We start from the raw sequence: 22,924 nt of genomic DNA on the forward strand, positions 1-22,924 counted from the left end.
TGGCCCTGGAGTTGCTGGACATAGCCGACTGCCGGGACCGCCACCCGAACGAAATGTCCGGCGGCCAGCAACAACGCGTCGCGATAGAAGCGGCCCCCGGCCCCTCAGGGCTCGCGGCCGTCCCGGCCTCCGCCGAGCCGCCACAATGCCTCCAGCAGCGCTTCACGCTGAGGTTCCGTCAGGTCCCGTACGACATACTCGTCGACCGCGTCGGCCAGCGGGCGGATGCGGGTCGCCGTGGCGCCCCCCTCCGCAGTGAGGGTGAGCAGCTTGCGCCGGCGGTTCTCGGGGTCCACCTCGCGGGCCAGCAGGCCCCGCTGCTCCATGCGATGCACCAGGGCGGCCAGCGTGGCCGGATCGATGCCCGTGGCCTCCCCCAACCGGGACTGATCGATCCCCGGACTGTTCTGGACGGACCGGAGGACGGCGTACTGCGGTGGCGTGATGTCGCCCACGGTCTCCTGCCATCGGGCGGCACAGTTCTGCAGGGCCCGTCTGAGCAGGTGCATGGGCGAATCCTGAAGGGATTCCGGCGGACGGCGTGCGGTGATGACGGCCTCCTGGAGTGAGTGGCGTGCGGGTGGGGCTTGATTCTGTCAGCACGGAGCGTATATTCGTACACGAACCATTCGTACACGAAGGGATGCTCTCATGCGACGACTGGTCGTGGGAATGACGGGTGCCACGGGAGCGGTTCTGGGCATCCGACTGCTCCAGGAACTACAGGCTCAGCCCGACGTCGAGACCCATCTGGTGATGAGCCGCTGGGCCCGCGCCACCATCGAGCTGGAGACGGACTGGACGGCCCGGGAGGTGGCCCGGCTCGCCGATGTCGTGCACGGGCCGAACGACCAGGCGGCGTCGATCTCCAGCGGGTCGTTCCGCACCGACGGCATGGTCATCACTCCCTGCAGCGCCAAGACGCTCGCCGCAATCCGAGCCGGCTACGGCAGTGACCTCATCGCACGTGCAGCGGACGTCCACCTGAAGGAGCAGCGACGCCTGGTCCTGGTGGTGCGGGAGACCCCGCTGTCGGCCATCCACCTGGAGAACATGCTGGCCCTGTCCAGGATGGGCGTCAGCCTCCTGCCCCCCATGCCCGCCTTCTACAACCGGCCCGCGAGCGTCGACGACATCGTCGACCACATCGTGGCCCGCGTGATGGACCAGTTCGGCCTCGACAGCGAGCACGCGGCCCGCTGGGAGGGCCCCGTCACCGCCCGCCACGGCGGACCGCGCCCCGTCACCTCGCTCGACGGAGCCGAGAACGAAGTGCCCTCCCTGGACCGCATGGTCGGCTGAACCACTGACTTCTCCCCCACGCATCACAACCACCCCCCGCAGCACCCCCCTCGAAAGGACCTGCCATGTCCCGTCTGAAGGATCTCCGCGACTACCTCGGCGCCCTGGAGGAACTGGGCGACGTGCGTACGGTGGACCGCACCGTCGACCCTCACCTGGAGGTCGGCGCGATCATCCGCCGCTGCTACGAGACCGTCGCCCCGGCGCCTCTGTTCACCGACATCAAGGGCACCGCCCCCGGCTATCGGCTGCTCGGCGCCCCCGGCGCGCTCAGCTCCGCCCCCGGACGCCCGCTGGCCCGTATCGCGCTCTCCCTGGGCCTGGACGCCACCGCGAGTGCCCGTGAGATCGTCGAGGCCCTCGTCGACGCCCGCAACAGCGAACCGATCGAGCCGGTGGTGGTCGACAGCGGACCGTGCAAGCAGAACATCCTGCTCGGCGAGGACGCCTCCCTCGACCGGTTCCCCACACCGTTGCTGCACGAGGGCGACGGCGGCCCGTACGTCAACACCTGGGGCACCATCGTCGCCCGGACCCCGGACGGGTCCTTCACCAACTGGTCCATCGCCCGCATCATGATGATCGACGGCAAGCACATGACCGGCCTCGTCATGCACCCCCAGCACATCGCCTACGTCTGGCAGCAATGGGCGGACCGCGGCGAGCCGATGCCGTTCGCCCTGGTCCAGGGCGGCAACCCGGCCCTGCCGTTCATCTCGGGCATGCCGCTCGCGGACGGCGTCGAGGAGGCCGGCTACCTCGGCGCCCTGCTCGGCGAACCCATGGAACTGGTCCAGTGCGAAACCGTGGACCTCCAGGTCCCGGCGAACGCGGAGATCGTGATCGAGGGCCATCTGTCCGTCGAACGGACCGGCGTCGAAGGGCCGATGGGCGAGTTCAGCGGCTATGCCCAGCACGGGACCTCACCGCAACCCGTCTACACCATCGAGGCCATCACCCATCGCGACGACCCGATCTGGCCCGCCGTGGTCGAGGGAGAGCCGGTCGACGAGTACCACACGGCCACCGGCCTCACCCTCGCCGCCGAACTGGTGGCGGTGCTGCGGGCGGCGGGCCTGCCCATCGCCTCCGCATGGGAGCCCTTCGAGGCCGCCTCCCACATGCTGGTGGTCAGCGTGGCCTCGGACTGGCGCGACAAGCTCCCCGGCGTCTCCACCGAAGAGCTCACGCAGCGCATCGCCGACGTCGTCAGTGCCCACCGCATCGCCTTCCACATACCTCGCACCTTCGTCCTGGACGACGACGTGGACGCCTCGAACACCGCTGAGCTGATGTGGGCGCTCGCGACCCGCGTGCACCCCACCGGACGGCGCATCGTGACCGAGGGCCTGGTCCTTCCGCTGCTACGGGTCTACACCGCCGAGGAACGCAAGAAGGTCACCGGTCCCAGGGTCACCTACGACGCGTTGCTCCCCTCGGTGGAGGAGGGGCGCGAGGACCGCAGTTCGTTCCGGTTCATCTACCCGCAGGAAGTGCAGCAGCGGGTCCTGGAGCACTGGAACGACTGAGCGCGGCCGGAGTGTCCGCCAGTCGCCCGCAGACCAGTCCAGCAGGGGATCCGAAGATGCCGTGAGGGGCTCGACCGGCCGTCAGTACGGCCGGTCGAGCCCCTCACGGCCTCCGCCATACCGAAGGCCTGGATCGACACGTCCCCTGAACCGACCGCCCCACGTCAAGCCCCCGGCTCCCTCCCCGCCGCCCATGGCACCGCTCACCAGGCCCGGAGTTCCTGACCGACCTCGGCGGCGGCGTCCCGCACCTTCTCGCCGTAGAACTCATAGACGTCGGGGCGGATACGCGACACCGGACCGGAGATGCTGATCGCGGCGAGGGCGCGCCCGCCCGTGGGTCGGATCGCGCCGGCCACGGAAGCGACCCCGTCGGCGGCCTCCTCGTCCGCGACGGCGTAGCCGCGTTCGCGGACGATCTCCAGTTCCTTCAGGAGCAGCGCGCGATCGGTCTTGGTCTTGCGCGTCGGCGACTCCAGCTCGTCGGCGAGGTAGGCATGCACCTCGTCCTCGGGCATGTGGGCGAGGATCGCCTTGCCGGTGGAGGAGGCGTGCAGCGGCGAACGGCTGCCGATCGGCCGGACCGCCCGCACCGGATGACTGCTGTCGAGCCTCTCGATCAGGACGACGTCGTGCTCGTCGGGCACCGTGAGGTGGATGGTCTCCAGGGTGTCGGCGTGCAGTCGGGCCAGAGCCGGCAGAGCCGCGTCACGCACCCGCGCATGGTCGCCCACCCGCTGCGCGAGTGACCGGGCCCGGTCACTGAGGACCCAGCGCGTGACGTCCTGGCCGTCCGGCCTGATCCAGCCGACCTCGGCCAGGACGGTCAGGCTGCGCTGGGCCGTCGCCTTGGGCAGTTCCAGCCGTCGCGCGAGTTCGCTCAGCCCGACCGGCTGGTAATCGGCCACCGCGTCCAGGACCCGGAAGGCCGTCTTGACGCTGCGCATCGCACTCCCCTTCGGTCCGCCGTGCGATCCAGGATGCCAGCCGACCCTACCGATCGGGATGCGACAACCGTCCTCCTCGCCCCGCCCCCTCACATCAGGAGCACCCGGACCTGTTGACGCTGGAGAGTATCCGCTTCTAGCGTATCGCCACACGATCCGTTGGTCCGCATGACGAACCGAAAGGATCCATGATCGTGTCTGAACGACATCCGAACCACCGCACGCCGACGCGGGGCTTCCTCGCCGGTGTCCGGATCCTGGAGATCACGGGAGCGCTGGCCGGCCCGTACTGCACGACAGTCCTGGCCGACCTCGGGGCCGAGGTGATCAAAGTGGAGCCCGTGGACGGGGACGGTCTGCGGCGGCGGGTGGTGGGACCCGATCGCAAGCCGATCCCCTTCGATCTCGTGCACCGCGGCAAGGCGAGCCTGGCCGTCGACATCAAGCAGCCGGATGGCCGGGCGATTGTGCGCCGCCTCGCCGCCGCGAGCGACGTGTTGGTGGAGAACTTCCGAGTCGGGGCGCTGGCGGCCCAGGGACTCGGTTACGACGACCTCGTACCGGAGTGCCCGGACCTCGTCTACTGCTCGATCTCGGGGTTCGGGCAGTTCGGCCCGATGCGCGACGCCAAGGGCATCGACCTGATCGCCCAGGCCTACGGCGGACTCATGAGCGTCACCGGGTCCGCGGACGGCGAACTGGCCAAGGCCGGCTACCCGGTGTCGGATCTGGCCACCGGCATGTGGGGGGCGATCGGCATACTCGCGGCCTTGCAGCGCGCCCGAGCCGGAGGCGGTGGTGCGCACATCGACGTCTCGCTCGCCGACGCCGTCGCCGCCTGGTCGGTGTGGGAGGTCGCGGACTACGTCGGCACCTCGACCGTTCCCGGGCCGCTCGGCACCGCCCACCGGCTGGCCGCCCCGTACCAGGCGTTCACCTGCGGCGATCGCCGGACCCTGGTCATCGGGGCCGTGGACCGCGCGTGGCCGGCCCTGTGCCGGGTCCTCGGGGTGGATCTGAGCTCCGACCCCCGCTTCGGCACCGAGTACGAACGGTTCGTCCACCGCGAGGAACTCGCGGAGCTCCTCCAGGTCCGCTTCGACGAGGCGCCGAGGGACGAATGGATGGTCCGGCTGCGCGAGGCGGGCATTCCGTGCGGACCGGTCAACACCGTCGCCGCGATGATCGACGACTCGCACTACGCGGCCCGGGGCATGTTCCCGCACGACGAGGAACGCTTCGGGCACCCCACCGTCGTCAACACCCCGATCCTCTCCGACGGCGCTCCGCGGGCCACCGGCCGGGCCCCGGTCCTGGGCGCGGACACCGCCCGCCTGCTCTCCGAGCTGGGCTTCGACGATGTCGCGGTCGATCGTCTGGCCACGCGGGGCGTGATCGCGGTCGCGGACCAGACGCCCGGCCACGCGAAGCGGGTGACACGGTGAAGCCCAGAGCCGGGACCCGGCCGCTGCCCGGCGGCCCTGGCGCGGCTGACGGCCGGGTGGAGGCCACGGCCGCGGACGGCATCGGACGGCTCGTCTTCGTCAACCCCGCCAAGCGGAACGCCCTGTCGACCCGGATGATGCTCGACGCCGCCACCGTGCTCGACCGGTTCCGGGAGGACGACCGGATCCGGGCGGTGATCCTGTCCGGCGCCGGCGACACCTTCGCCTCGGGCGCCGACCTAGGCGAGGCCGCCGCGACCGGCCCGGACGGCCAGCACACACGGCCGGTCACCCCGGAAGGGGCCGGCCGGCTGTTCAGCAGCCTCGACGCCTTCGACCGCCCCCTTCTCGCGATGATCCGCGGACACTGCCTCGGCGCCGGGGTCGCGGTCGCCCTCCGCGCCGACATCAGGATCGCGACGGAGGACAGCGTCTTCGGTATCCCGGCGGCCCGCGTCGGCATCGGCTACCCCGTCCCCGAGGTCGAGTCCCTCGTCGCCGCCGTCGGCCCCGGGGCCGCGTCGGACCTGCTGTTCACCGCACGGCGGATCGACGGCGTCGAGGCCCACCGCATCGGACTCGTGACCAGGCTGACCCGGGATGGCGACCTCGACGACGAGGTCGCCAAAGCCGCACGGACCATCGCCGCGAACGCCCCTCTTTCGGTGCGCGCGGCGAAGGCGACGATCGCAGCCGTCGTCGGCGGCAACCGAGCCCCCGCGCTGGAACACGCCCAGCGGCTGATCGACCTCTGCTCGGACTCCGCCGACGCCCGGGAAGGCGCGCTCGCTTTCGTACAGCGACGTGCTCCGGAGTTCCGCGGACGATAACAGCGCACGGCCACAGCCACAGCCACAGCCACAGCCACAGCCACAGCCACAGCCACAGCCACAGCCAGGATGAACATGCGCGGCCTGTGGCGGCGAGGTGATCGTCAGCCCTTCTTCTTCGGCGGGCCCTTCACCGTCATGAGCACCGCCGTGAACACCTTCGGGTCGGTGAGATACACGAGCACCCACTCGAACGTACGCCGGTCGGGCACGTACTCCCAGATCCACTGGGACAGCGCGTTCTCCGGTTGCCGGTGCGCCCCCGTGGCCTCCATGTCGTTGAGTTCCGTGCTGAACTCGCTCCACCGGTTCTGCATCGACACGTAGCGGCCGTCGAGCTTGTTGTGGGCGTGGTCGACCTGGGACGCGGTGTTGAAGTTGGCCATGGGCCGGAAACGGGAGGCCTCCGAAACGGCTTGCGCCATGATCAGGAAGGACCGGGCCTGGTTGCGGACCTCGGTCCTGTTGGTGGTGTGCGCGGGGGCGTGGATCAGCGTGAGCACCGCGTTGTTGTAGGCGCCCTGGCTGTAGTCGATCTCGGTGCGGGAGGCGCCGGCCTGGCGTTCGAGATCGATGTAGTTCTCGCCGAACGGGGCCTGCACGGGCTCCAGCTTGTTGTGGTCGCCGCTCCCGGGGACCCCCGGCATCTGCTGGTTCCGCGCCTCCCCCACGTAGTGGTACTGCTCCCGGCCGCGGTCACCGCCCCACCAGCCCATGAGATACAGGTCGGAGGCGCGTAGCCGCAAGGTCACGAACCGCTGGCTGTTCTGTTCCTCGACGTCGACGTTGATGTAGTCGCGGCTGTCGGGGTTGGTGTGGGTGATCTGCCGCGAGGTGCCCGGGACCGCGGCGCTGCCGTGTCTGATCGCTTCACGGAGCGTGTTGATGAACGCGCCGTAGCTGTTGCGGTCGCCGACCTTCCAGCGGGCGACACTGGCCTTGTCCGGCGCCCACGCGCTCGCGCTCGGCAGGACGCCCAGCGGCCCCAGCAGAGTGGCGAAGATCGCCAGGACGACCGTGGCCACGATCGATCCGACGGTTGTCCTGCGGGAACGGCGCCGAACCTGTTCGGGAAGTGCCGTGAGATCTGAGGGGAACATGTGCCGCTCTCCAGGGGTCGGAATGCCGGTCGTCCGGCCGGGCTCCGACCCACATTCACAGCGGGAGAGTTGATCGGCACGTCCCTTTCATCAGACCGATCAATGAGGCGAGCATAGGTAATCATCCGCTTTTACGACGGTATGTGATCATGGAGGTACAATGAAGCATCGCCCGGTTCACGCCTGCCTGTTCAGGCGTCGTACGTGTAGAAACCGCGCCCGCTCTTCCGCCCGAGGTGACCCGCGGCGACCATGCGGCGCAGCAGGGCGGGCGGCGCGTACAGCGCTTCCTTGAACTCCTCGTACATGGACTCGGCGACCGCCTGGGCGGTGTCCAGACCGATGAGGTCGAGCAGGCGCAGCGGGCCCATGGGGTGGGCGCAGCCGAGCTCCATGCCCTGGTCGATGTCCTCGGGTCGGGCCGCGCCGGATTCCACCATCCGTATCGCGCTGAGCAGATACGGCACGAGGAGGGCGTTGACGACGAAGCCGGAACGGTCAGGTGCCTGGATCGCCCGTTTGCCGAGCCGGGCGACGAGGTCCCGGGTGCGCTGCAGAGTCGCCTGGCTGGTGGTGAGGGCGGGGATGACCTCCACCAGCTGCTGCACGGGCACTGGGTTGAAGAAGTGCATGCCGATGACCTGCGCGGGCCGCGCGGTGGCGACTGCCAGATCGACGATGGGGAGGGAGGAGGTGTTGGTGGCCAGGATGGCCGTGGAGTCTTCGAGGGTCTTGTCGAGGGCACCGAGGACATCGGTCTTGATGCCGCGGTTCTCGGCGACGGCCTCGATGACGAACTGGCGGTCGGCCAGGTCACCGAGGTCATGGGTGAAGGACAGGTGGGCGAGGGCCTGGTGACGCTGCTCCTCGCCGAGTTTGCCGCGCAGCACGCCGCGGTCGAGGGAGGCGGTGAGACGGCGGCGGCCTGACTCGGCGGCGTCGGGGGTCGCTTCGGCGACGCGGACGTCGATGCCGCTCAAGGCGGCGACTTCCGCGATGCCGGAGCCCATGAGGCCGCAGCCGACCACTCCGAGGCGGGTGACGGGGTCCATCTCGTTGTCCTCTCGATCGGGTCAGACGTTGCGGCGGTACTGGCCGCCGACCTCGAAGAAGGCGTCGGTGATCTGCTGGAGCGAACAGACCCGGGCGGCGTCCATGAGGACGGCGAAGACGTTGTCGCCGTTGATCGCCGCGTCCTTGAGGGCGGCCAGGGCGGCGTGGGCCGGCTCCTGGTGGCGGGCCTGGAAGTCGTGGACGCGCTCCAGCTGGGAGTGCTTCTCCTGTTCGGTGGCGCGGGCGAGTTCGACGACGACGGGCTCGGCGGTGTCGGCGTGCGGGTTGCGGAAGGTGTTGACGCCGATGAGGGGCAGCGAGCCGTCGTGCTTGCGCTGCTCGTAGAGCATCGACTCGTCCTGGATGCGGCCGCGCTGGTAGCCGGTCTCCATCGCGCCGAGCACACCACCCCGCTCACTGATCCGCTCGAACTCCTGCAGCACCTGCTCCTCCACCAGGTCGGTCAGCTCGTCGATGATGAACGACCCCTGCAGCGGGTTTTCGTTCATCGCCAGGCCCCACTCCCGGTTGATGATCAGCTGGATGGCAAGGGCCCGGCGTACGGAGTCCTCGGTGGGGGTGGTGACGGCCTCGTCGTAGGCGTTGGTGTGCAGGCTGTTGCAGTTGTCGTAGATCGCGATGAGGGCCTGCAGGGTGGTGCGGATGTCGTTGAAATCCATCTCCTGCGCGTGCAGGGAGCGTCCGGAGGTCTGGACGTGGTACTTCAGCTTCTGGCTGCGTTCGTTCGCGCCGTACTTCTCCTTCATCGCCACGGCCCAGATACGGCGGGCGACCCGGCCCAGCACCGAGTACTCGGGGTCCATGCCGTTGGAGAAGAAGAACGACAGGTTGGGCGCGAAGTCGTCGATGTGCATGCCCCGGGCGAGGTAGGCCTCGACGTAGGTGAAGCCGTTGGCCAGGGTGAAGGCGAGCTGGCTGATGGGGTTCGCGCCGGCCTCGGCGATGTGGTAGCCGGAGATCGACACCGAGTAGAAGTTGCGGACCTGGTGCGCGATGAACCACTCCTGGATGTCCGCCATCATCCGCAGGGAGAACTCGGTGGAGAACAGGCAGGTGTTCTGCCCCTGGTCCTCCTTGAGGATGTCGGCCTGCACCGTGCCGCGCACGGTCGCCAGTGCGTGCGCGCGCAGGTCCGCGACCTCCTCGGGTGAGGGCTCGCGTCCCTCGGCGTCCCGGAACCTCTCGATCTGCTGGTCGACCGCGGTGTTCAGGAAGAAGGCCAGGATGGTCGGCGCGGGTCCGTTGATGGTCATGGAGACCGAGGTGCTCGGGGAGACCAGGTCGAAGCCGTCGTAGAGCGCCTTCATGTCGTCGAGGGTGGCCACCGAGACGCCGGAGGTGCCGACCTTGCCGTAGATGTCGGGGCGTTCGCCTGGGTCGCGGCCGTACAACGTCACCGAGTCGAAGGCGGTGGACAGGCGGGTGGCGGGCTGGCCTTCGGAGAGCAGCTTGAAGCGCCGGTTGGTGCGGAACGGGTCGCCTTCGCCGGCGAACATCCGGGCCGGGTCCTCGCCGTCCCGCTTGAAGGGGAACACCCCGGCGGTGAACGGGAATCGACCGGGCAGGTTCTCCGAGCGCCAGAACCGGACCAGTTCGCCGTGGTCGGTGAAGCGGGGCAGGGCGACACGCGGGATCTTGTTGCCGGACAGCGACTCGCGGGTGAGCTTGGTGCGGATCTCCCGGTCGCGGATCTTCACGACCTGCTCGTCACCGGAGTACGAGGCGACGACCGAGGGCCAGTTCTCGATCTGCTGGGTGATCTCGTACGGCAGCTGCCGACGCGCCTCCGTCAGCAGCGACCGCACGTCCGCCGCGTCCAGGCCGGCGCCGACGAGCTCCTCCTCGACCAGCGCCAGACGCTGCACCCGCCGTGCCGCGTCGGCCAGTTGGCCGGTGGCCGAGTGGTAGCCGCGGACGCTCTCGGTGATCTCGGCGAGATAGCGGACCCGGTCCGCCGGGACGACCTGGCGGATGCCGGAGGAGTGCCGCACGTCGACCGGGGCGAGCGCGCCCTCGGTCAGCGGCAGCCCCTTCTCGGCCAGAACCGCCTTCAGGTGCTGGTGCAGTGCGGTGACGCCGTCGTCGTTGAAGGTCGCCGCCGAGGTGCCGTACGCCGGCATCTCCTCCGGCCGCATCCCGAACGCCTCGCGGTTGCGGACCAGTTGGCGGCCCACGTCCCGCAGGGCGTCCTTGGCGCCGCGCCGTTCGAACTTGTTGATCGCCACCACGTCGGCGAAGTCGAGCATGTCGATCTTCTCCAGCTGGGAGGCGGCGCCGAACTCCGGCGTCATCACATACAGCGAGGTGTCGACGAACGGCACGATCGCCGCGTCACCCTGTCCGATACCCGGCGTCTCCACGACCACCAGGTCGAAGCCCGCGGCCTTCACCACGTCGATCACGTCCGAGAGGTGCTCGGGCAGTTCACGGCTGCCGCGGGTGGCCAGGCTGCGGAAGAACACCCGGTTCCCGTCAAGGGAGTTCATCCGGATCCGGTCGCCGAGCAGCGCGCCGCCGCCGCGCCGCCGGGTCGGGTCGACGGCGATCAACGCGACCCGCAGCTTGTCCTGCTGGTCGACCCGGAAGCGGCGCACCAACTCGTCAGTGAGCGAAGACTTTCCGGACCCGCCGGTGCCGGTGATGCCCAGCACGGGCACCACCCGAGCCGAAGCCGCGGCACGCAGCTGCTCCAGGAACTCTGCGGGCAGCTTGCCGAGTTCGGCACCCGTCACGGCCCGGGCGATCGCGAACCGGTCCCCGGCGAGCACGGCGGCCGGGTCGGACGGCTTGTCGTCCCAGAGGTCGAAGTCGCAGTCCTTCACCACCGAGTTGACCATTCCGGCCAGGCCCATCCGCTGCCCGTCCTCCGGAGAGAAGATGGTCACCCCGCTCGCCCGCAGCCGGGCGATCTCCCCCGGCACTATGACTCCCCCGCCACCGCCCACGACCCGGACATGGTCCGCTCCCTGCGCACGCAGCGACTCGACCAGATACTCGAAGTACTCGACGTGTCCGCCCTGGTAGGACGAGACGGCCACACCATGCGCGTCCTCCTCCAGCGCCGCGTCAACCACCTCCCGCACCGACCGGTTGTGCCCCAGATGAATCACCTCCGCACCCTGGGACTGGAAGATCCGCCGCATGATGTTGATCGACGCGTCATGACCGTCGAACAGCGCGGACGCCGTGACCAGGCGGACGGGGTGCACTGGGCGATGCAGAGGAGACATCGGGGGCCTTCCCGGAGGGGGCAGGGTGATCAGACGATCGAGGGCGCAGCGACGACAACATACTAGGACGTCCTAGTAAATTGAGTCACTCCGCCTCACAGTGCTTGAGACCTCAATCACAAGTCGGCCCGGTACTCGTCGCGCCTGACTACTGTTCACACCCATTGATGCCGATGTACCCGTTCTCTTCCGATGAGGGGTCTGGCGTGACCATTCAGATGTCCGCGACGGGCAATCTGCCCGCCGCCCTGACCACGTTCGTGGGAAGGCACCGGGACTTCACCGAGGTGCGTCGCCTGCTGGGCACCGCACGGTTGCTGACGCTCACCGGTGCGGGTGGGGTGGGCAAGACGCGGCTGGCGCTGGAGGCTGCCGCCGCGTCGGCGGGGAACTTCGCGGACGCGGTATGGCTGGTGGATCTGACGGGTGTCCGCGATCCGTCCCTGGTCGCGAACGCGGTGGCCACCGCACTGCGGCTGCCGGACCGGGGCACGCGGCCGGTCGTCGAGCAGCTCACCGCGTTCCTGGCCCATCGTCGCGCGCTGATCGTGCTGGACAACTGCGAGCATCTCGTCGACGCCTGCGCCGAACTCGCGCAGGCGCTGCTTTCGGTTGCCCCCGGGCTGCGTCTGCTGACGACGAGCCGCCGGACCCTGGGCATCTTCGGCGAGCACGTCCTCGTGGTCTCCCCCATGGAGTTGGAGGACTCCGTGGAGCTGCTGTGCGACCGGGCCAGGGCCGTGCGCCCGGAGTTCACGGTCACCGACGACAACCGTGCGCAGGTCGTCAGATTGTGCGGCGGTCTGGACGGGCTGCCGCTGGCCGTCGAACTGGCCGCGGCCCGGCTGCGGACCTTGTCCGTCGAGGAGGCGGCGAACCGGCTGGAGGACCGTTTCGGGCTGCTGGCCAGCGGCAGCCGCGTCGCGCAGCCGCACCAGCGCACTCTGAGGGCCCTGATCGACTGGAGCCACGAGCTGTGCACGCCCGCGGAGAAGCTGATGTGGATCCGGCTGTCGGTCTTCGCCGGCGACTTCGGCCTGGACGCGGCCGAATCCGTCTGCTCGGGCGACGGTCTCGGCCGGGACGAGGTGCTGGACCTCCTCGACCGGCTCGTCGTCCAGTCCGTCGTCCTGCCCACCGACCAGGAGGGCCGTCCGCGGTACCGGCTGCTGGAGACCATCCGCCGGTACGGACGTGAGCGGCTCGCGGAATCCGGCGACGAGGCGCGGATGCTGCGCCGGCATCACACCTTCTACCTGGACCTGGCAGAGCGCATCGCCGAGGGCTGGTACGGCCCCGGCCAACTGACAAGCCTGGCCCGGCTGCGTGCCGAACACGCCGATCTGAGCGCGGCACTGGCAGGAGGCGAGGACCCGCAGGGCACCCTCGCACTGGTCGTCGCGTTGCGCTTCCACTGGTGCGAGGGCGGCTTCCTCGGTGAGGGGCGCCGCTGGCTGGAGCGGGCACTCGCCGCCGCACCCGAACCCGGGCCGGTCCGCGCCCGGGCGCTGTGGGTCGGGGCGTGGGTGGCCCTCCTGCAACGCGACCACACCACCGCGCACCGATGGCTGGACGGGGCCGAACAGTTGGGTGAGCGACTGGGCGATCGGGCGGTGTGCGCCCATGTCCGAAGCCTGCGCGGCACACTGGCCCTGTTCGGTGGCCGGCTCGGAGAAGCCGTGACCCTGTTCGAGGAGGCGACGGCCGGCCATCTGGCGGCGGGCGAGGAGATCGGAGCCGTCTACGCCCTGATCCAACTGGCCACCGCCCAGTCCCATCTGGGGGACACCCGCACCACACGGACCTGCGAGCAGGCGGTCGCCCTCGCCGAGGGACACGGCGAGCGGCTGGCCCACGCGCACGCGCTGTGGACCCTCGGCTACGACGCCTGGATACGCGGCGACCACGAGCGGGCCATCGCACTCATCCGCACCGCGCTGGCCAAGGAGCAGGGCTTCAACGACTACCTCAGGGTCGCGCTGATGCTTGAGGAACTCGCCTGGGCCACGGGCGCCCACGGCGACCACGGGGAGGCGGCACGACTGCTGGGTACGGCACGCGTCCTGTGGCGGGACGTCGACACCCCGCTCTCGACATTCGGCCCGCACATGGTCCAGCAGCACGACCAGTGCGAGAAGGAGATCATGCGGGTCCTCGGCGAGGCAGCGTACGAGAAGGCCGTCGCGGAGGGCGGCGGACACCACGGCCCCGACGCGGCCATCGCCTACGCCCTGCGTGACCGGACCGGGCCGAACGACCCGGCTCCCGCACCGAACCCCCTGACCCGCCGAGAACGGGAAGTGGCCGCGCTGGTGGCCGAGGGCATGAGCAACCAGCAGATCGCCTCAGCCCTCGGACGCTCCCCCCGCACGGTGCACGGCCATGTCGAGAACATCCTCGCCAAGCTCGGCTTCCGTTCGCGTGCCCGGATCGCGTCCTGGTGGACAGGGAACCAGGCGCCCACACCGTAGGACAACCCCGTAGAAATACCCGGGCCGGGGGACCGGTCCGCACGCGTACAAATACGCGTGGTTCCGGGGCACGCGCCTCACGCACTCTTGCCACCTGACACCCACCAGGGCGCGCCGTCCCGCACCTCCACTTCCGAGCGGTGCCGGAGGACACGACGCCCGAGCACCCGGCGCCGACGCGAACGCCACCGTCAGGAACGAGAGCCGCCGCCACGTCGCCCGTCCTGTCGTCGGCGACCGTGCCGTTCGCCGACGGGTAGCTCATGACACGAAGGAGTTCACGTTGCCGAGCACGACGCCCGGGGGACTCTCCCGCAGATCATTTCTCGCCGCCGCGACGGCCGTCGGCGTCATGGCCGTCGGCGCGACGGTCGTCGGCGCCTTCCCGGCGGCGGCAGCACCCGGCTGGGACGCGACGTGGCGCATCACGAGTGAGCCCGCGGACGCCCGCACCGGGTACGCCGCCCTGATCAACGCGATCAAGAACGCGGTCGCCTCCCACCAGGTCAGGCCCGACGGAGGCCGTCCCCTGCACGTCACCGACGAGGACGGCACGAACGAGTTCATCAACATCGACCTGTACAACGAGGACGGGCCCGAGTTCATCCGCATCTACATGCGCCGCTCGGACGCATACGTCATGGGATGGCGGCCCGGCACCGACAACGGCGGCAGCGACATCACATGGCGTCAGTTCTTCCCGCTGGACCCGGACGTCGATCTGCCCGGCGCCATCCGCACCGGTGACAACGCGAACGTGAACACCCGGTTCCAGAACCTGGCGAACTACAGCGACCTCCAGCGCCAGGGTGCCAACCGCGACGGCATGCAGATCACCCCCGGCAGCCTCAACAACGCCGTGCTGACCATGTACGCCGCCGCCGACAACAGCGTCCTGCTCGTGGCACCGGCGATCCTCCAGATCATCGTGGCGCTCGCCGAGGGCTCCCGGTTCCGCAACCAGGCCGCCGCGACCGCGACAGCCTTCGGCAACGGCACGCCGTACACGCTCACCGCGGAGCACATCGAGCAGCACAACAACTGGGGCACGATGAGCTCCGTGCTCCTCGGGGCGATCCTGGTGGGCCAGGCCGTCCTCTCACCCGAGATCGAGATCGGCGAGGCCGTCTATGTCACCGCGGCGGCCCTTGCGTCCATCCTCATGCTGGCCCACCACTCCAACAAGCACACCAAGGGCAAGGGGCTCCTTGAGGAGAGCACGACGCTCGTCTCGCCCGACGGCACCGGCGACTTCTGGACCGTACAGGCGGCGATCGACGACGCCCCCACCTCGGGCTCCAGCACCATCTTCGTCGACGAGGGCGTCTACCACGAGGTCATCACCGTCCCGTCGAACAAGAGCTGGCTGACGATCCAGGGCGTCAGCGGCGACGCCTCGGACATCGTCATCTACAACACGCGGGCCCACGGCATGCTCAAGCCCGATGGAACGCCCTGGGGCACCGAGGGCAGCGCGGTCGCCACCTTCAAGGCGCCCAACCTGCTCGTCCGGGACCTCACGATCTCCAACACCTTCGACCCGGCCGACCACCCCGAGGTCAGCGCCTACGAGACCCAGGCGGTCGCGGTGGCCGCCAGGGGGGACCGGCAGGTCTACGCCAACGTCCGGCTGCTCGCCCGTCAGGACACCCTGCTCGTCAAGTCGCCGGTGCCCACCGACCAGACCCGGATGTACTTCTACGACTGCTACATCAAGGGCTGTATCGACTTCGTCTTCGGCAACGCCACCGCGGTCATCGACCGGTCCACGATCCGGATGACGTACTGGCCCGGCGGCACGGTCCTGGCGCCGAACACCGACGAGAGCAAGAAGTACGGCATCCTCATCACCGACTCCGCCATCGAGGGCGACAGCGACGCCCCGCTCCGTTCGATGTACCTCGGCCGGCCGTGGCACAACACGACCACCGCTTCACCGCAGGCAGTGGTCCGGGACACGGTGGTGTACCCGCCCGTCAACGACACCCACCCCTGGACCGACATGACCACCGACTACTCCTGGACGCAGGCCCGGTTCCACGAGTACAACAACTCCGGCCTCGGGGCAGGCGTCCAGAACGCGCCCAAGCTCACCGACGCCGAGGCCGCCGACTACACCGCCCAGAAGTACCTGGCCGGCACCGACGGCTGGAACCCTGTCATGTGACTCGCGACCTCGTCCGCGAACATGCGCCCAACGCCGCCTCCGTGGCCCGAAGCCCGGAGGACGCTCACCGTCCCGGACCTGTGCGCCCTCCAGAGTTGACCGGAGTGATGAAAGGGACGTGCCGGACAACATCCGGAGCCGGGAGAGTCGGTCGTGGCAAGGCCGATTCCCGGCGTTCCGAACTCCTGGAGAACAACGCATGTCCCACACAGACCTCACAGCACCCCCAGAACAGGGACGACGGCACGGCATCCAGGGGATGCCCTTCGGTTCGATCGTGACCGCGGTCGTCCTGGCCCTTTTCGCCACCCTGCTCGGACCGCTGGGCGTGCTCCAGAGCGCGAGCGCCACCGCCCCGGACAAGGGCAGCATCGCCCGCTGGAAGATCGGCGACAACGCGAGCTACAAGACCTTCATCGAGAACATCGGCTCCGCCGTCGAGGCCTCCCGCGACGACCCGTCGGTGCCGGGCACCTCGCAGCGCATCCGCCACACCGACCCCACCAACACCCGCAGCTACATCAACGTCGACGTCGTCGACGACAACAGCGACCGCTTCGTGACCCTGCGGCTGCGCCGCTCGGACCTCTACCTCATGGGCTGGTGGGGCGGCGACCGCGGCCACGAGCAGTACCACTACGTGGGCGACCCCAACGGCCAGAGCATGCCCCCGGCCAGCGGCGCCAGCCACGACAACGGCCTGCGGCCGGTGCGGGCACAGTTCGGCGAGAACTACACGGACCTTGAGCGCATCGCGGGCGTCAACCGCACCAGCATCTCGTACACCAACGCCTCCCTCGGCAACGCGGTGCTCACCCTCATCCGCGCATCGAACTCGGAGCGGCCCAGCTCGAACGAGACCCGCAACCAGGCGCGCGCGTTCCTGATGATGACGCAGGCCGTCTCGGAGGCCGCCCGCCAGAAGCCCATCGCCAACTTCTACGGCAAGGTCCAGTCCTCCGGGCACACCGAGGGGTGGCTCGACGGCCGCTATGTGTCGATGGAGAACCGCTGGTCCGAGTTCAGCAAGGACTTCAACCAGCTGAAGTCCACCAAGGCGACCGTGCCCGTGGAGAAGGCCAAGACCCAGTGGATCTGGCTGCGCTCCCCCGACACGGGGAAGATGGAGTGGACCCTCGTGCAGTTCACCCACGCGGCCGTGTATCTCCAGCTGCTCTTCATCGCCCTCGGCTCCCAGAAGTGACGTACCCCTGATCCGCACGGAAGGCCCGGACCACCGGTCCGGGCCTTCCCGCCGTCGACGGTCGTCGTCCGGGTCCCTCGCCGTCCGTCACCCGCACACCTTCCGGTACGGCGCTCCCGTCACATACGTGTGCCACTGCTCCGGGGTGAGGCCGGCGCCTCCCGTACGCGCGCACACCGCCTCGACGGCCCGGGAGGGAGCGACGGTGTAGCGCTGGAGCGGCACATGCGCGCTCGACGCGTACAGGGTTCCGCCGTCCCGGCTGAACGCGAGGCTGTCGATCTCCTCACCGGGTGTCGTGAGAGCGCCGCCCAGGGGCTGTTGGGTGGCGATGTCCCACAGCTGCACGCTGCCGGCGTCGCCGGCCACCGCGAGGGTCCGGTCGTCCGGGCTCACCGCCAGCGCGCTGACGGACTCCATGCCGTCGGCGGCGTTCCCGTCGGCCGTGCCGCGCGGCGGTGCGGGGAAGACGTTCCACAGGACGCCCTTGCGCCGGCGTACGTCTCCGTCCCACAGCGTCACCCGGCCCGCGTGGTCGCCCGCCACCAGGAGCGAGCCGTCCGGGGCGAAGGCGACGGCCCCGATCTCGTCGCCCTGGACGAGGCCACGAACGGTCGCCTTTCGCGTGCGCAGGTCGGTGACGTGGCTGTCGGCCACCAGGAGTTCCCCATCGGGCCGGACGGCCAGGTCCGCGTTGTCCACAGCGGTCGGGCCCGCCGTCCTGCGGTGACCGGAGACGCTCCACTCCTCCGCGATCAGGGATCCGTCGGCCTCGACGCGGTCCAGATGGAGCGTACGGCCGTCCGGTCCCGGCGCGATCGAGAGGACGGAGCCCGCCGGTCCGCCGCCCGAGAGGTCCAGGGTCGTGCGGGTGCGGCCCTTGTGGACGTCCCAGACGGTGAGCCGTTGCGGGGAGATCTCGGCGCCCGGTGCCGAGACGCCGTACACGAGGCTCCCGCCGTCGGGGGCGAAGGCGAGCAGTGGGTACGTCTGCTCGGGGCTCACGGGCGGGGAGGGGCTGTGCGCCACGGGCAGCGGTGGGGCCGGCAGGACATGCCATGCCCCGCCGGAACGGGTGTCGCGCACCTCGACACGGTAGGTGTCCCCGGTACGGCGGGCGGTGGCGAGGGTGTGACCGTCGGGGGCGAGCACGCCCGCGTCCGCGGGGGTGCTCCGCCAATCCGGGGTGACGGCCCGGGATACGTCGAGGCTGTGCACCGAGACTCCCTCGGTGTAGCGCAGCACCGTGCCGCCCGGGTCCCAGGAGAGCCTGCCGTACACCGGCTGATTGTTGAGGGGATGCCGGAACACGGGCTTGTCGACGCCGATCCGCCACACCCTGATCTCCTCGGCGTCGGCTGTCGCCAGGAAGTTCTCGTCGGGGCTGAACGAGGCGAAGCGCACGCCGGGATCGCCGAGTTCCGCCACCTGTCGGCCCGACCTGACGTCCCAGACCCGGATCCCGTCGTAGCCGACCGCGGCGAGCCGCCGGCCACCGGCGAACGCCAGGAGCGACCGCTCGCTGCCACAGATGTCGCCCGCCTTCTCCCAATCGCCCGGGACGGTGCGGCCGGTCGCTGTGTCCCGGATCCGCGGAGCGCCGCCGAGCGGGCAGTCGGCCGTGCGCCGGCCGTCGGAACCCGGCGCCACCAGCAGTTCGTTCTCCACCTCGGATCGCAGCAGCGTCCGCCCGTTCCTGACCGAGCGCACCTCGACCTTGTAGTCGTCGGAGTCGCTCACCACGTAGTCGGGCCCGACGAAGCGCACGAAGGCCGACGCCGGGAGCCGGTCGGCACGCCATCGCCGGGTGGTGGTGTCCCACAGACGTACCTTGCCGCCGTCGTCGATCGCCAGGAGTCGCCCGTCCGCACTCGCGCCCTCCACCTTGCCGTCGGTGGGCAGCCGCCCCGAGGCGATCCGCCGGTGCCGGACGACGTCCCAGGTCCGCCAGACATGCCCTGCGGCGCTCAGCAGTGTCCGACCGTCGGCCAGCAACTGGCGCCCCGGATCGTCTCCGGGCGTCGGATCCACGAAGGTGTCCTGTTCCGGCTGGTTGAGCGCGCCCAGCAGGGCCCGCCGCGTGTCCGGCAGCTGGGCCACCTGCCAGGCGGCGACCCCGAGCAGTTGTGCCGTGCGGGGGTCGGTCATCTGTAGCGCGTACGCGACACCGGCAACGCGTCGGGCGGCTTCCTCGGTGCTTCTGCGGTGGTTGTCGTGGTTCTGCTGCACCGCCACGAATCCGGCCACGAGCGCCACGACGAGTACGGCAGCGAGTGTCGCGATCAGCGTGCGCACCCGGCGGGTGGAGCGGGCCGCGGCCCGGCGTTCCGTCGCGCGGGCGTCGCGGGCAGCCGTGAGGAAGGCCTGCTCGGTCCAGGTGAGGAGATGGTCCTCGGTCCCGTCCGTGAACAGTTCCTCCGCGCGGGCCAGCCGCAGCCCCCGCCACAGGGTTCCGGGGTCCCGGTCGTGCTCCAGCCAGGCGTGCGCGGCCTCGGTGAGCCGGCGGTGCTCGCGCAGCCACTCCCGATCCTCCTCCAGCCAGCCGTGCAACCGGGGCCAGGAGCCGATCAGGGCCTCATGGGCGAGTTGTACGGCGTCCTCGTCCACGGTCAGCAGCCGGGCCCCGGCCAGCTTCTCCAGCACGGCCGGCACCTCGGGGTTCGCCCACTCGGCCAGTTCGGTCCGCGACAGCGGACGCCTGGTGTCGGCGGCTCCCTGGCCCGGTTCGACGAGCCTCAGCAGCAGGCTGCGGGCGGCCTCGGCCTGCGCGGATGTCAGCCGCCCGTAGACCTCCTCTGCGCTGGCGGCGATGGCGCCCCGCACCCCGCCCGCCGCCTCGTAGGCCTCCAGCGTGAGCAACCGGCTCCGGCGCCGCCGCCAGGTCTCCAGGAGTGCGTGCGAGAGCATCGGCAGCCCGCCCGGCTGGTCCATGACCTCCTCGACGACCCGCGCGGTCAGCTCCCGCTCGACCAGGAGCCCGGCCGCCTGAGCAGGCCCGACCACCGTCTCGCGCAGTTCCTCCGAGGTCATCGGGCCGACCAGCAGTCCGGCGCCGCGCAGCGCCCGGGCCAGTTCCCGGTGCTCGGCACAGCGGGGGTAGAAGTCGGCGCGTACGGCGATCAGCACGCGCAGCCGGTGCTGTCGGTCCTGGGCCCTGAGCAGCAGGTCGATGAACCGGGTCCGCTCCTGCGGGTCCCGGCACAGGGTGAAGACCTCCTCGAACTGGTCGACCAGGACCCAGCTCTCCGGCTCGTCGTCCGCGGGGCTCAGCAGATGGCCGTAACTGGCCGCGGGGGTGGGGCCCGGCGTGAGGATGCGCAGCACCGCCGGGCGCCGGCGCTCGGCGATCTTCTCGCGGAGCCGGGGCACCAGCCCGGCCCGCAGCAGCGAGGACTTGCCGCTGCCGGAGGCACCGAACACCACCGCGAACCGGTGGTCGCACACCAGCTCCTCCAGCTCGGCGGCGAGCCGGTCCCGGCCGAAGAACAGTTCCCGGTCATCGGGCTCGAACCGGGCGAGCCCCCGGTACGGCGGCGCCGCCCCGTCCTCTGTCTCGTCCCGCACCATCGCCGAGACGGCCGCCCTGGCCTCCTCCCAGCGCGCTTCCCATACGGCGAGATCGCCACCGCAGGCCCGCACATATCCCTGGAGAACCGGCAGCGACGGCAGGCGCTGCCCGCCCGCGGCGTCGGAGAGCGTGGACGCGGAGTAGCCCGCCGCGGCCTGCATGACCCGGTAGGACGGTTGTCCGGCGGCCTTCCGAAGCTCCCGCAATCCGTGCGCGAGCCGCTGGACGGGCCCCGCCTCGGGATCGAGGGCCTTCTCGGGACGCCCCATGGACAGACCCTCCACTTGACGAACAAAAGCGGTATCCGGAGCGATGACCCTATGTTTCGCAGCAAGTCTCGTAAACCAGGACGGAGAAACATCACAACCAGCCGGAATCGGCACTCGGAGACAACCCGATCCGGCCGCAACCGTCGCCGATGCCATTGGCCGGAGTGATGAAACGGACGTGCCGGACAACCTCCCGGGTCAGCAGGATCGGGGCACGAGGCCGGAGTCCCGGCCCGGCGATCACCGAACAAGCTGGAGCACCCCATGTCCCACCCTGTCCCCTCACAGCCGGTCTCACCCCGCCCCCACCGGGTCCGCCGTGGCGCCGTCCTCCTCGGCGCCGCCCTCACGGCGGCGAGCGCGCTGGTCGCGGGCATCCCGACCACGGCCGGCGCGGCCGACTCGTTGCCCACCGAGGAAGAGCTGCTCTCCCAGTGCGGCAGGGCCGACTACTGCCAGTTCCACGCGCAGTCCCTGACCGGCGGTCTCGTCGGTGAGAAGCACCAGGTAGGGGGTGCGGCGTACAACTGCGGGGGCACGGTCCACCGCAAACTGACCTGGTCCGAGACCACCTCGGCGACCACCAACGCCAGCATCTCCTCGACCGTGGCCGCCGGCCTGTGGCAGTCCATCTCCGTCTCCGCGAGCGCGACGTTCGGCAAGACCCTGGAGAAGTCCCACACGACCAAGGTCACCGTGGACTTCAACATGGAGCCCTACAGCAAGATGACGATCACCCGGGGCACGGGCTACCAGATCATCGAGGGCGACTGGGAGCTGCACTTCGGCAAGCGGTTCCACGGCCACTACTACTGGTACGACAACGGCTACCAGACCAAGGTCGAGGACCCGGACAACGGCTGGGAGGCGTACAACTACGGCCCCATGACGGACGCGGAGGTCAAGAGCCACTGCAACACCACGAACACGAAGGGCCGCACGAGGACCACCGTGACGCACTATCTGCGCGGGCTCGAAAGCAACCGCAACGACCAGTGGGACTACGTGCGGGACCGGGGTCCGGCCTACGTCAGGTCCTCTTCCTGAGGGAGGGCCCGAGCGCATTCACACGATGGGGGTGCCCGGCCCCCACCGGTGTCCGATGCTTCATGCCCCCGCGCCGTCGGGCGGCGGGGCGGTCGAGTTCCACACGATCAACTCCGTGCCGACCTCCATGTGCTCCGTCAGCAGCGTCTGCCCTTCGATGACGGACAGCAGCGCGCGAGCCGCGTTCTGTCCCATGTCGTGCAGGGGCTGACGCACAGTGGTCAGGCCGGGGACGCCCGCGCGGCGTCGATCGCGCCGAGTGCACTCGGTCTGTGTCTCGGTGATGAGCCAGAGGCCCACTGCCGTGAGGCCGATCCGAGCGCTCAGGTGCCCCGGAGCCCTACAGCGGTGCCCACGGCGAACGGAACGACGGACCGTGTCGTAGCAGCTTCGTCGCTGGCGTGTGCGCTTGGAGAAACGCACAAGCTGGTGGGCGGCATGGCCAGTCACCCGATTCCGGCAGTCTGACGGCAGCCCTGCGCTATCCCTTCTTGGCAAGCGCCACGAATGCCGCCCAGGCGGCCGTCCGGACGGTCATGATTCCGCGGCTGCGCGCCTTCGTGTCCCTCACCATCACCTTGTTCGGTTCGTTGTCGGCCACTTCGACGCAGTTCTCCGTCCCTGTGTAGGAGCTGGTACGCCAGTGGGGGTCCACGATCTGCATGGTGCTCTCCTAGTCGCTCGGCATCTGGTCGAAGTGTTGGGTTGCGGTGAGGATGAGGTCTCGGACGGCGGTGCCGT

General features: G+C 69.9%; 16 protein-coding genes and 1 pseudogene. 9 read left to right on the top strand and 8 right to left on the bottom strand.

All coding sequences use genetic code 11. The features are described 5' to 3' along the window. Positions 1-86, top strand: a pseudogene (locus tag ABZ928_RS52730) (histidine/lysine/arginine/ornithine ABC transporter ATP-binding protein); the annotation flags it as partial. Between the two features lie 18 nt (positions 87-104). Here the strand turns inward: ABZ928_RS52730 and ABZ928_RS52735 are convergent. After that, complete coding sequence (locus ABZ928_RS52735; protein WP_361536901.1) at positions 105-509, bottom strand: MarR family transcriptional regulator; 405 nt, start codon at positions 507-509, stop codon at positions 105-107. A 142-nt stretch (positions 510-651) separates the two neighbouring features. On the opposite strand from ABZ928_RS52735, the gene ABZ928_RS52740 reads away from it, so the two are divergent. Both ABZ928_RS52740 and ABZ928_RS52745 read left to right on the top strand, forming a co-directional pair. Further along, on the top strand, positions 652-1,302 hold the full coding sequence (locus ABZ928_RS52740; RefSeq protein WP_361536903.1) for a non-oxidative hydroxyarylic acid decarboxylases subunit B: 651 nt from the start codon (positions 652-654) through the stop codon (positions 1,300-1,302). A 65-nt stretch (positions 1,303-1,367) separates the two neighbouring features. Further along, positions 1,368-2,831, top strand: a complete 1,464-nt coding sequence (locus ABZ928_RS52745; protein ID WP_361536905.1) for a UbiD family decarboxylase — start codon at positions 1,368-1,370, stop codon at positions 2,829-2,831. Between the two features lie 203 nt (positions 2,832-3,034). On the opposite strand, the gene ABZ928_RS52750 is transcribed toward ABZ928_RS52745, so the two are convergent. Further along, positions 3,035-3,778 carry an IclR family transcriptional regulator gene (locus ABZ928_RS52750; protein ID WP_361536907.1) on the bottom strand — a complete coding sequence of 248 codons (744 nt, stop codon included), beginning with the start codon at positions 3,776-3,778 and terminating at the stop codon, positions 3,035-3,037. 194 nt (positions 3,779-3,972) lie between these two features. Here ABZ928_RS52750 and ABZ928_RS52755 point away from each other — a divergent pair, with 194 nt between their 5' ends. Continuing rightward, complete coding sequence (locus tag ABZ928_RS52755; protein ID WP_361536909.1) at positions 3,973-5,223, top strand: CoA transferase; 1,251 nt, start codon at positions 3,973-3,975, stop codon at positions 5,221-5,223. Continuing rightward, a complete protein-coding gene (locus tag ABZ928_RS52760) occupies positions 5,220-6,053 on the top strand; it encodes an enoyl-CoA hydratase-related protein (protein WP_361536911.1) in 834 nt (277 codons plus the stop codon). The genes ABZ928_RS52755 and ABZ928_RS52760 overlap by 4 nt, the downstream gene beginning before the upstream one ends. Before the next feature lie 104 nt (positions 6,054-6,157). Here ABZ928_RS52760 and ABZ928_RS52765 read toward each other — a convergent pair whose 3' ends face one another. The 3 genes from ABZ928_RS52765 to icmF all read right to left on the bottom strand — a co-directional run bounded on the left by ABZ928_RS52765 (position 6,158) and on the right by icmF (position 11,457). Further along, complete coding sequence (locus tag ABZ928_RS52765) at positions 6,158-7,078, bottom strand: ribosome-inactivating family protein (RefSeq protein WP_361536913.1); 921 nt, start codon at positions 7,076-7,078, stop codon at positions 6,158-6,160. Between the two features lie 266 nt (positions 7,079-7,344). Then, on the bottom strand, positions 7,345-8,205 hold the full coding sequence (locus tag ABZ928_RS52770; RefSeq protein WP_361536915.1) for a 3-hydroxybutyryl-CoA dehydrogenase: 861 nt from the start codon (positions 8,203-8,205) through the stop codon (positions 7,345-7,347). Between the two features lie 21 nt (positions 8,206-8,226). After that, positions 8,227-11,457, bottom strand: a complete 3,231-nt coding sequence (icmF, locus tag ABZ928_RS52775; protein ID WP_361536917.1) for a fused isobutyryl-CoA mutase/GTPase IcmF — start codon at positions 11,455-11,457, stop codon at positions 8,227-8,229. 206 nt (positions 11,458-11,663) lie between these two features. Between icmF and ABZ928_RS52780 the strand changes: the two genes are divergently transcribed. The 3 genes from ABZ928_RS52780 to ABZ928_RS52790 all read left to right on the top strand — a co-directional run bounded on the left by ABZ928_RS52780 (position 11,664) and on the right by ABZ928_RS52790 (position 17,299). Then, positions 11,664-13,928 carry a LuxR C-terminal-related transcriptional regulator gene (locus tag ABZ928_RS52780; protein ID WP_361536919.1) on the top strand — a complete coding sequence of 755 codons (2,265 nt, stop codon included), beginning with the start codon at positions 11,664-11,666 and terminating at the stop codon, positions 13,926-13,928. 283 nt (positions 13,929-14,211) lie between these two features. Further along, positions 14,212-16,095 carry a pectinesterase family protein gene (locus tag ABZ928_RS52785; protein ID WP_361536921.1) on the top strand — a complete coding sequence of 628 codons (1,884 nt, stop codon included), beginning with the start codon at positions 14,212-14,214 and terminating at the stop codon, positions 16,093-16,095. 199 nt (positions 16,096-16,294) lie between these two features. Then, a complete protein-coding gene (locus ABZ928_RS52790) occupies positions 16,295-17,299 on the top strand; it encodes a ribosome-inactivating family protein (RefSeq protein ID WP_361536923.1) in 1,005 nt (334 codons plus the stop codon). Positions 17,300-17,386: 87 nt separating this feature from the next. Here the strand turns inward: ABZ928_RS52790 and ABZ928_RS52795 are convergent, their stop codons facing one another. Continuing rightward, the gene (locus ABZ928_RS52795) at positions 17,387-21,136 is read right to left on the bottom strand and encodes a hypothetical protein (protein ID WP_361536925.1); all 3,750 of its coding nucleotides are present in this window, start codon (positions 21,134-21,136) and stop codon (positions 17,387-17,389) included. A gap of 264 nt (positions 21,137-21,400) precedes the next feature. Here ABZ928_RS52795 and ABZ928_RS52800 point away from each other — a divergent pair, with 264 nt between their 5' ends. Continuing rightward, positions 21,401-22,183, top strand: coding sequence for a hypothetical protein (locus tag ABZ928_RS52800; protein ID WP_361536927.1), 783 nt, complete (start codon positions 21,401-21,403; stop codon positions 22,181-22,183). A gap of 60 nt (positions 22,184-22,243) precedes the next feature. On the opposite strand, the gene ABZ928_RS52805 is transcribed toward ABZ928_RS52800, so the two are convergent. Then, complete coding sequence (locus ABZ928_RS52805; protein WP_361536929.1) at positions 22,244-22,378, bottom strand: hypothetical protein; 135 nt, start codon at positions 22,376-22,378, stop codon at positions 22,244-22,246. Positions 22,379-22,664: 286 nt separating this feature from the next. Then, on the bottom strand, positions 22,665-22,847 hold the full coding sequence (locus ABZ928_RS52810; RefSeq protein ID WP_361536931.1) for a DUF397 domain-containing protein: 183 nt from the start codon (positions 22,845-22,847) through the stop codon (positions 22,665-22,667). Positions 22,848-22,924: the final 77 nt, after the last annotated feature.

Origin of the sequence: Streptomyces sp. NPDC046909 (assembly GCF_040644695.1) — a bacterium.
Lineage (GTDB): Bacteria > Actinomycetota > Actinomycetes > Streptomycetales > Streptomycetaceae > Streptomyces.

Bases quoted from the DNA above. Each gene is read 5' to 3' on its own strand.
- ABZ928_RS52735 (WP_361536901.1), bottom strand. From the start codon at position 509: ATGCACCTGCTCAGACGGGCCCTGCAGAACTGTGCCGCCCGATGGCAG.
- ABZ928_RS52740 (WP_361536903.1), top strand. From the start codon at position 652: ATGCGACGACTGGTCGTGGGAATGACGGGTGCCACGGGAGCGGTTCTG.
- ABZ928_RS52745 (WP_361536905.1), top strand. From the start codon at position 1,368: ATGTCCCGTCTGAAGGATCTCCGCGACTACCTCGGCGCCCTGGAGGAA.
- ABZ928_RS52750 (WP_361536907.1), bottom strand. From the start codon at position 3,778: ATGCGCAGCGTCAAGACGGCCTTCCGGGTCCTGGACGCGGTGGCCGAT.
- ABZ928_RS52770 (WP_361536915.1), bottom strand. From the start codon at position 8,205: ATGGACCCCGTCACCCGCCTCGGAGTGGTCGGCTGCGGCCTCATGGGC.
- icmF (WP_361536917.1), bottom strand. From the start codon at position 11,457: ATGTCTCCTCTGCATCGCCCAGTGCACCCCGTCCGCCTGGTCACGGCG.
- ABZ928_RS52790 (WP_361536923.1), top strand. From the start codon at position 16,295: ATGTCCCACACAGACCTCACAGCACCCCCAGAACAGGGACGACGGCAC.
- ABZ928_RS52795 (WP_361536925.1), bottom strand. From the start codon at position 21,136: ATGGGGCGTCCCGAGAAGGCCCTCGATCCCGAGGCGGGGCCCGTCCAG.
- ABZ928_RS52800 (WP_361536927.1), top strand. From the start codon at position 21,401: ATGTCCCACCCTGTCCCCTCACAGCCGGTCTCACCCCGCCCCCACCGG.
- ABZ928_RS52805 (WP_361536929.1), bottom strand. From the start codon at position 22,378: ATGGGACAGAACGCGGCTCGCGCGCTGCTGTCCGTCATCGAAGGGCAG.
- ABZ928_RS52810 (WP_361536931.1), bottom strand. From the start codon at position 22,847: ATGCAGATCGTGGACCCCCACTGGCGTACCAGCTCCTACACAGGGACG.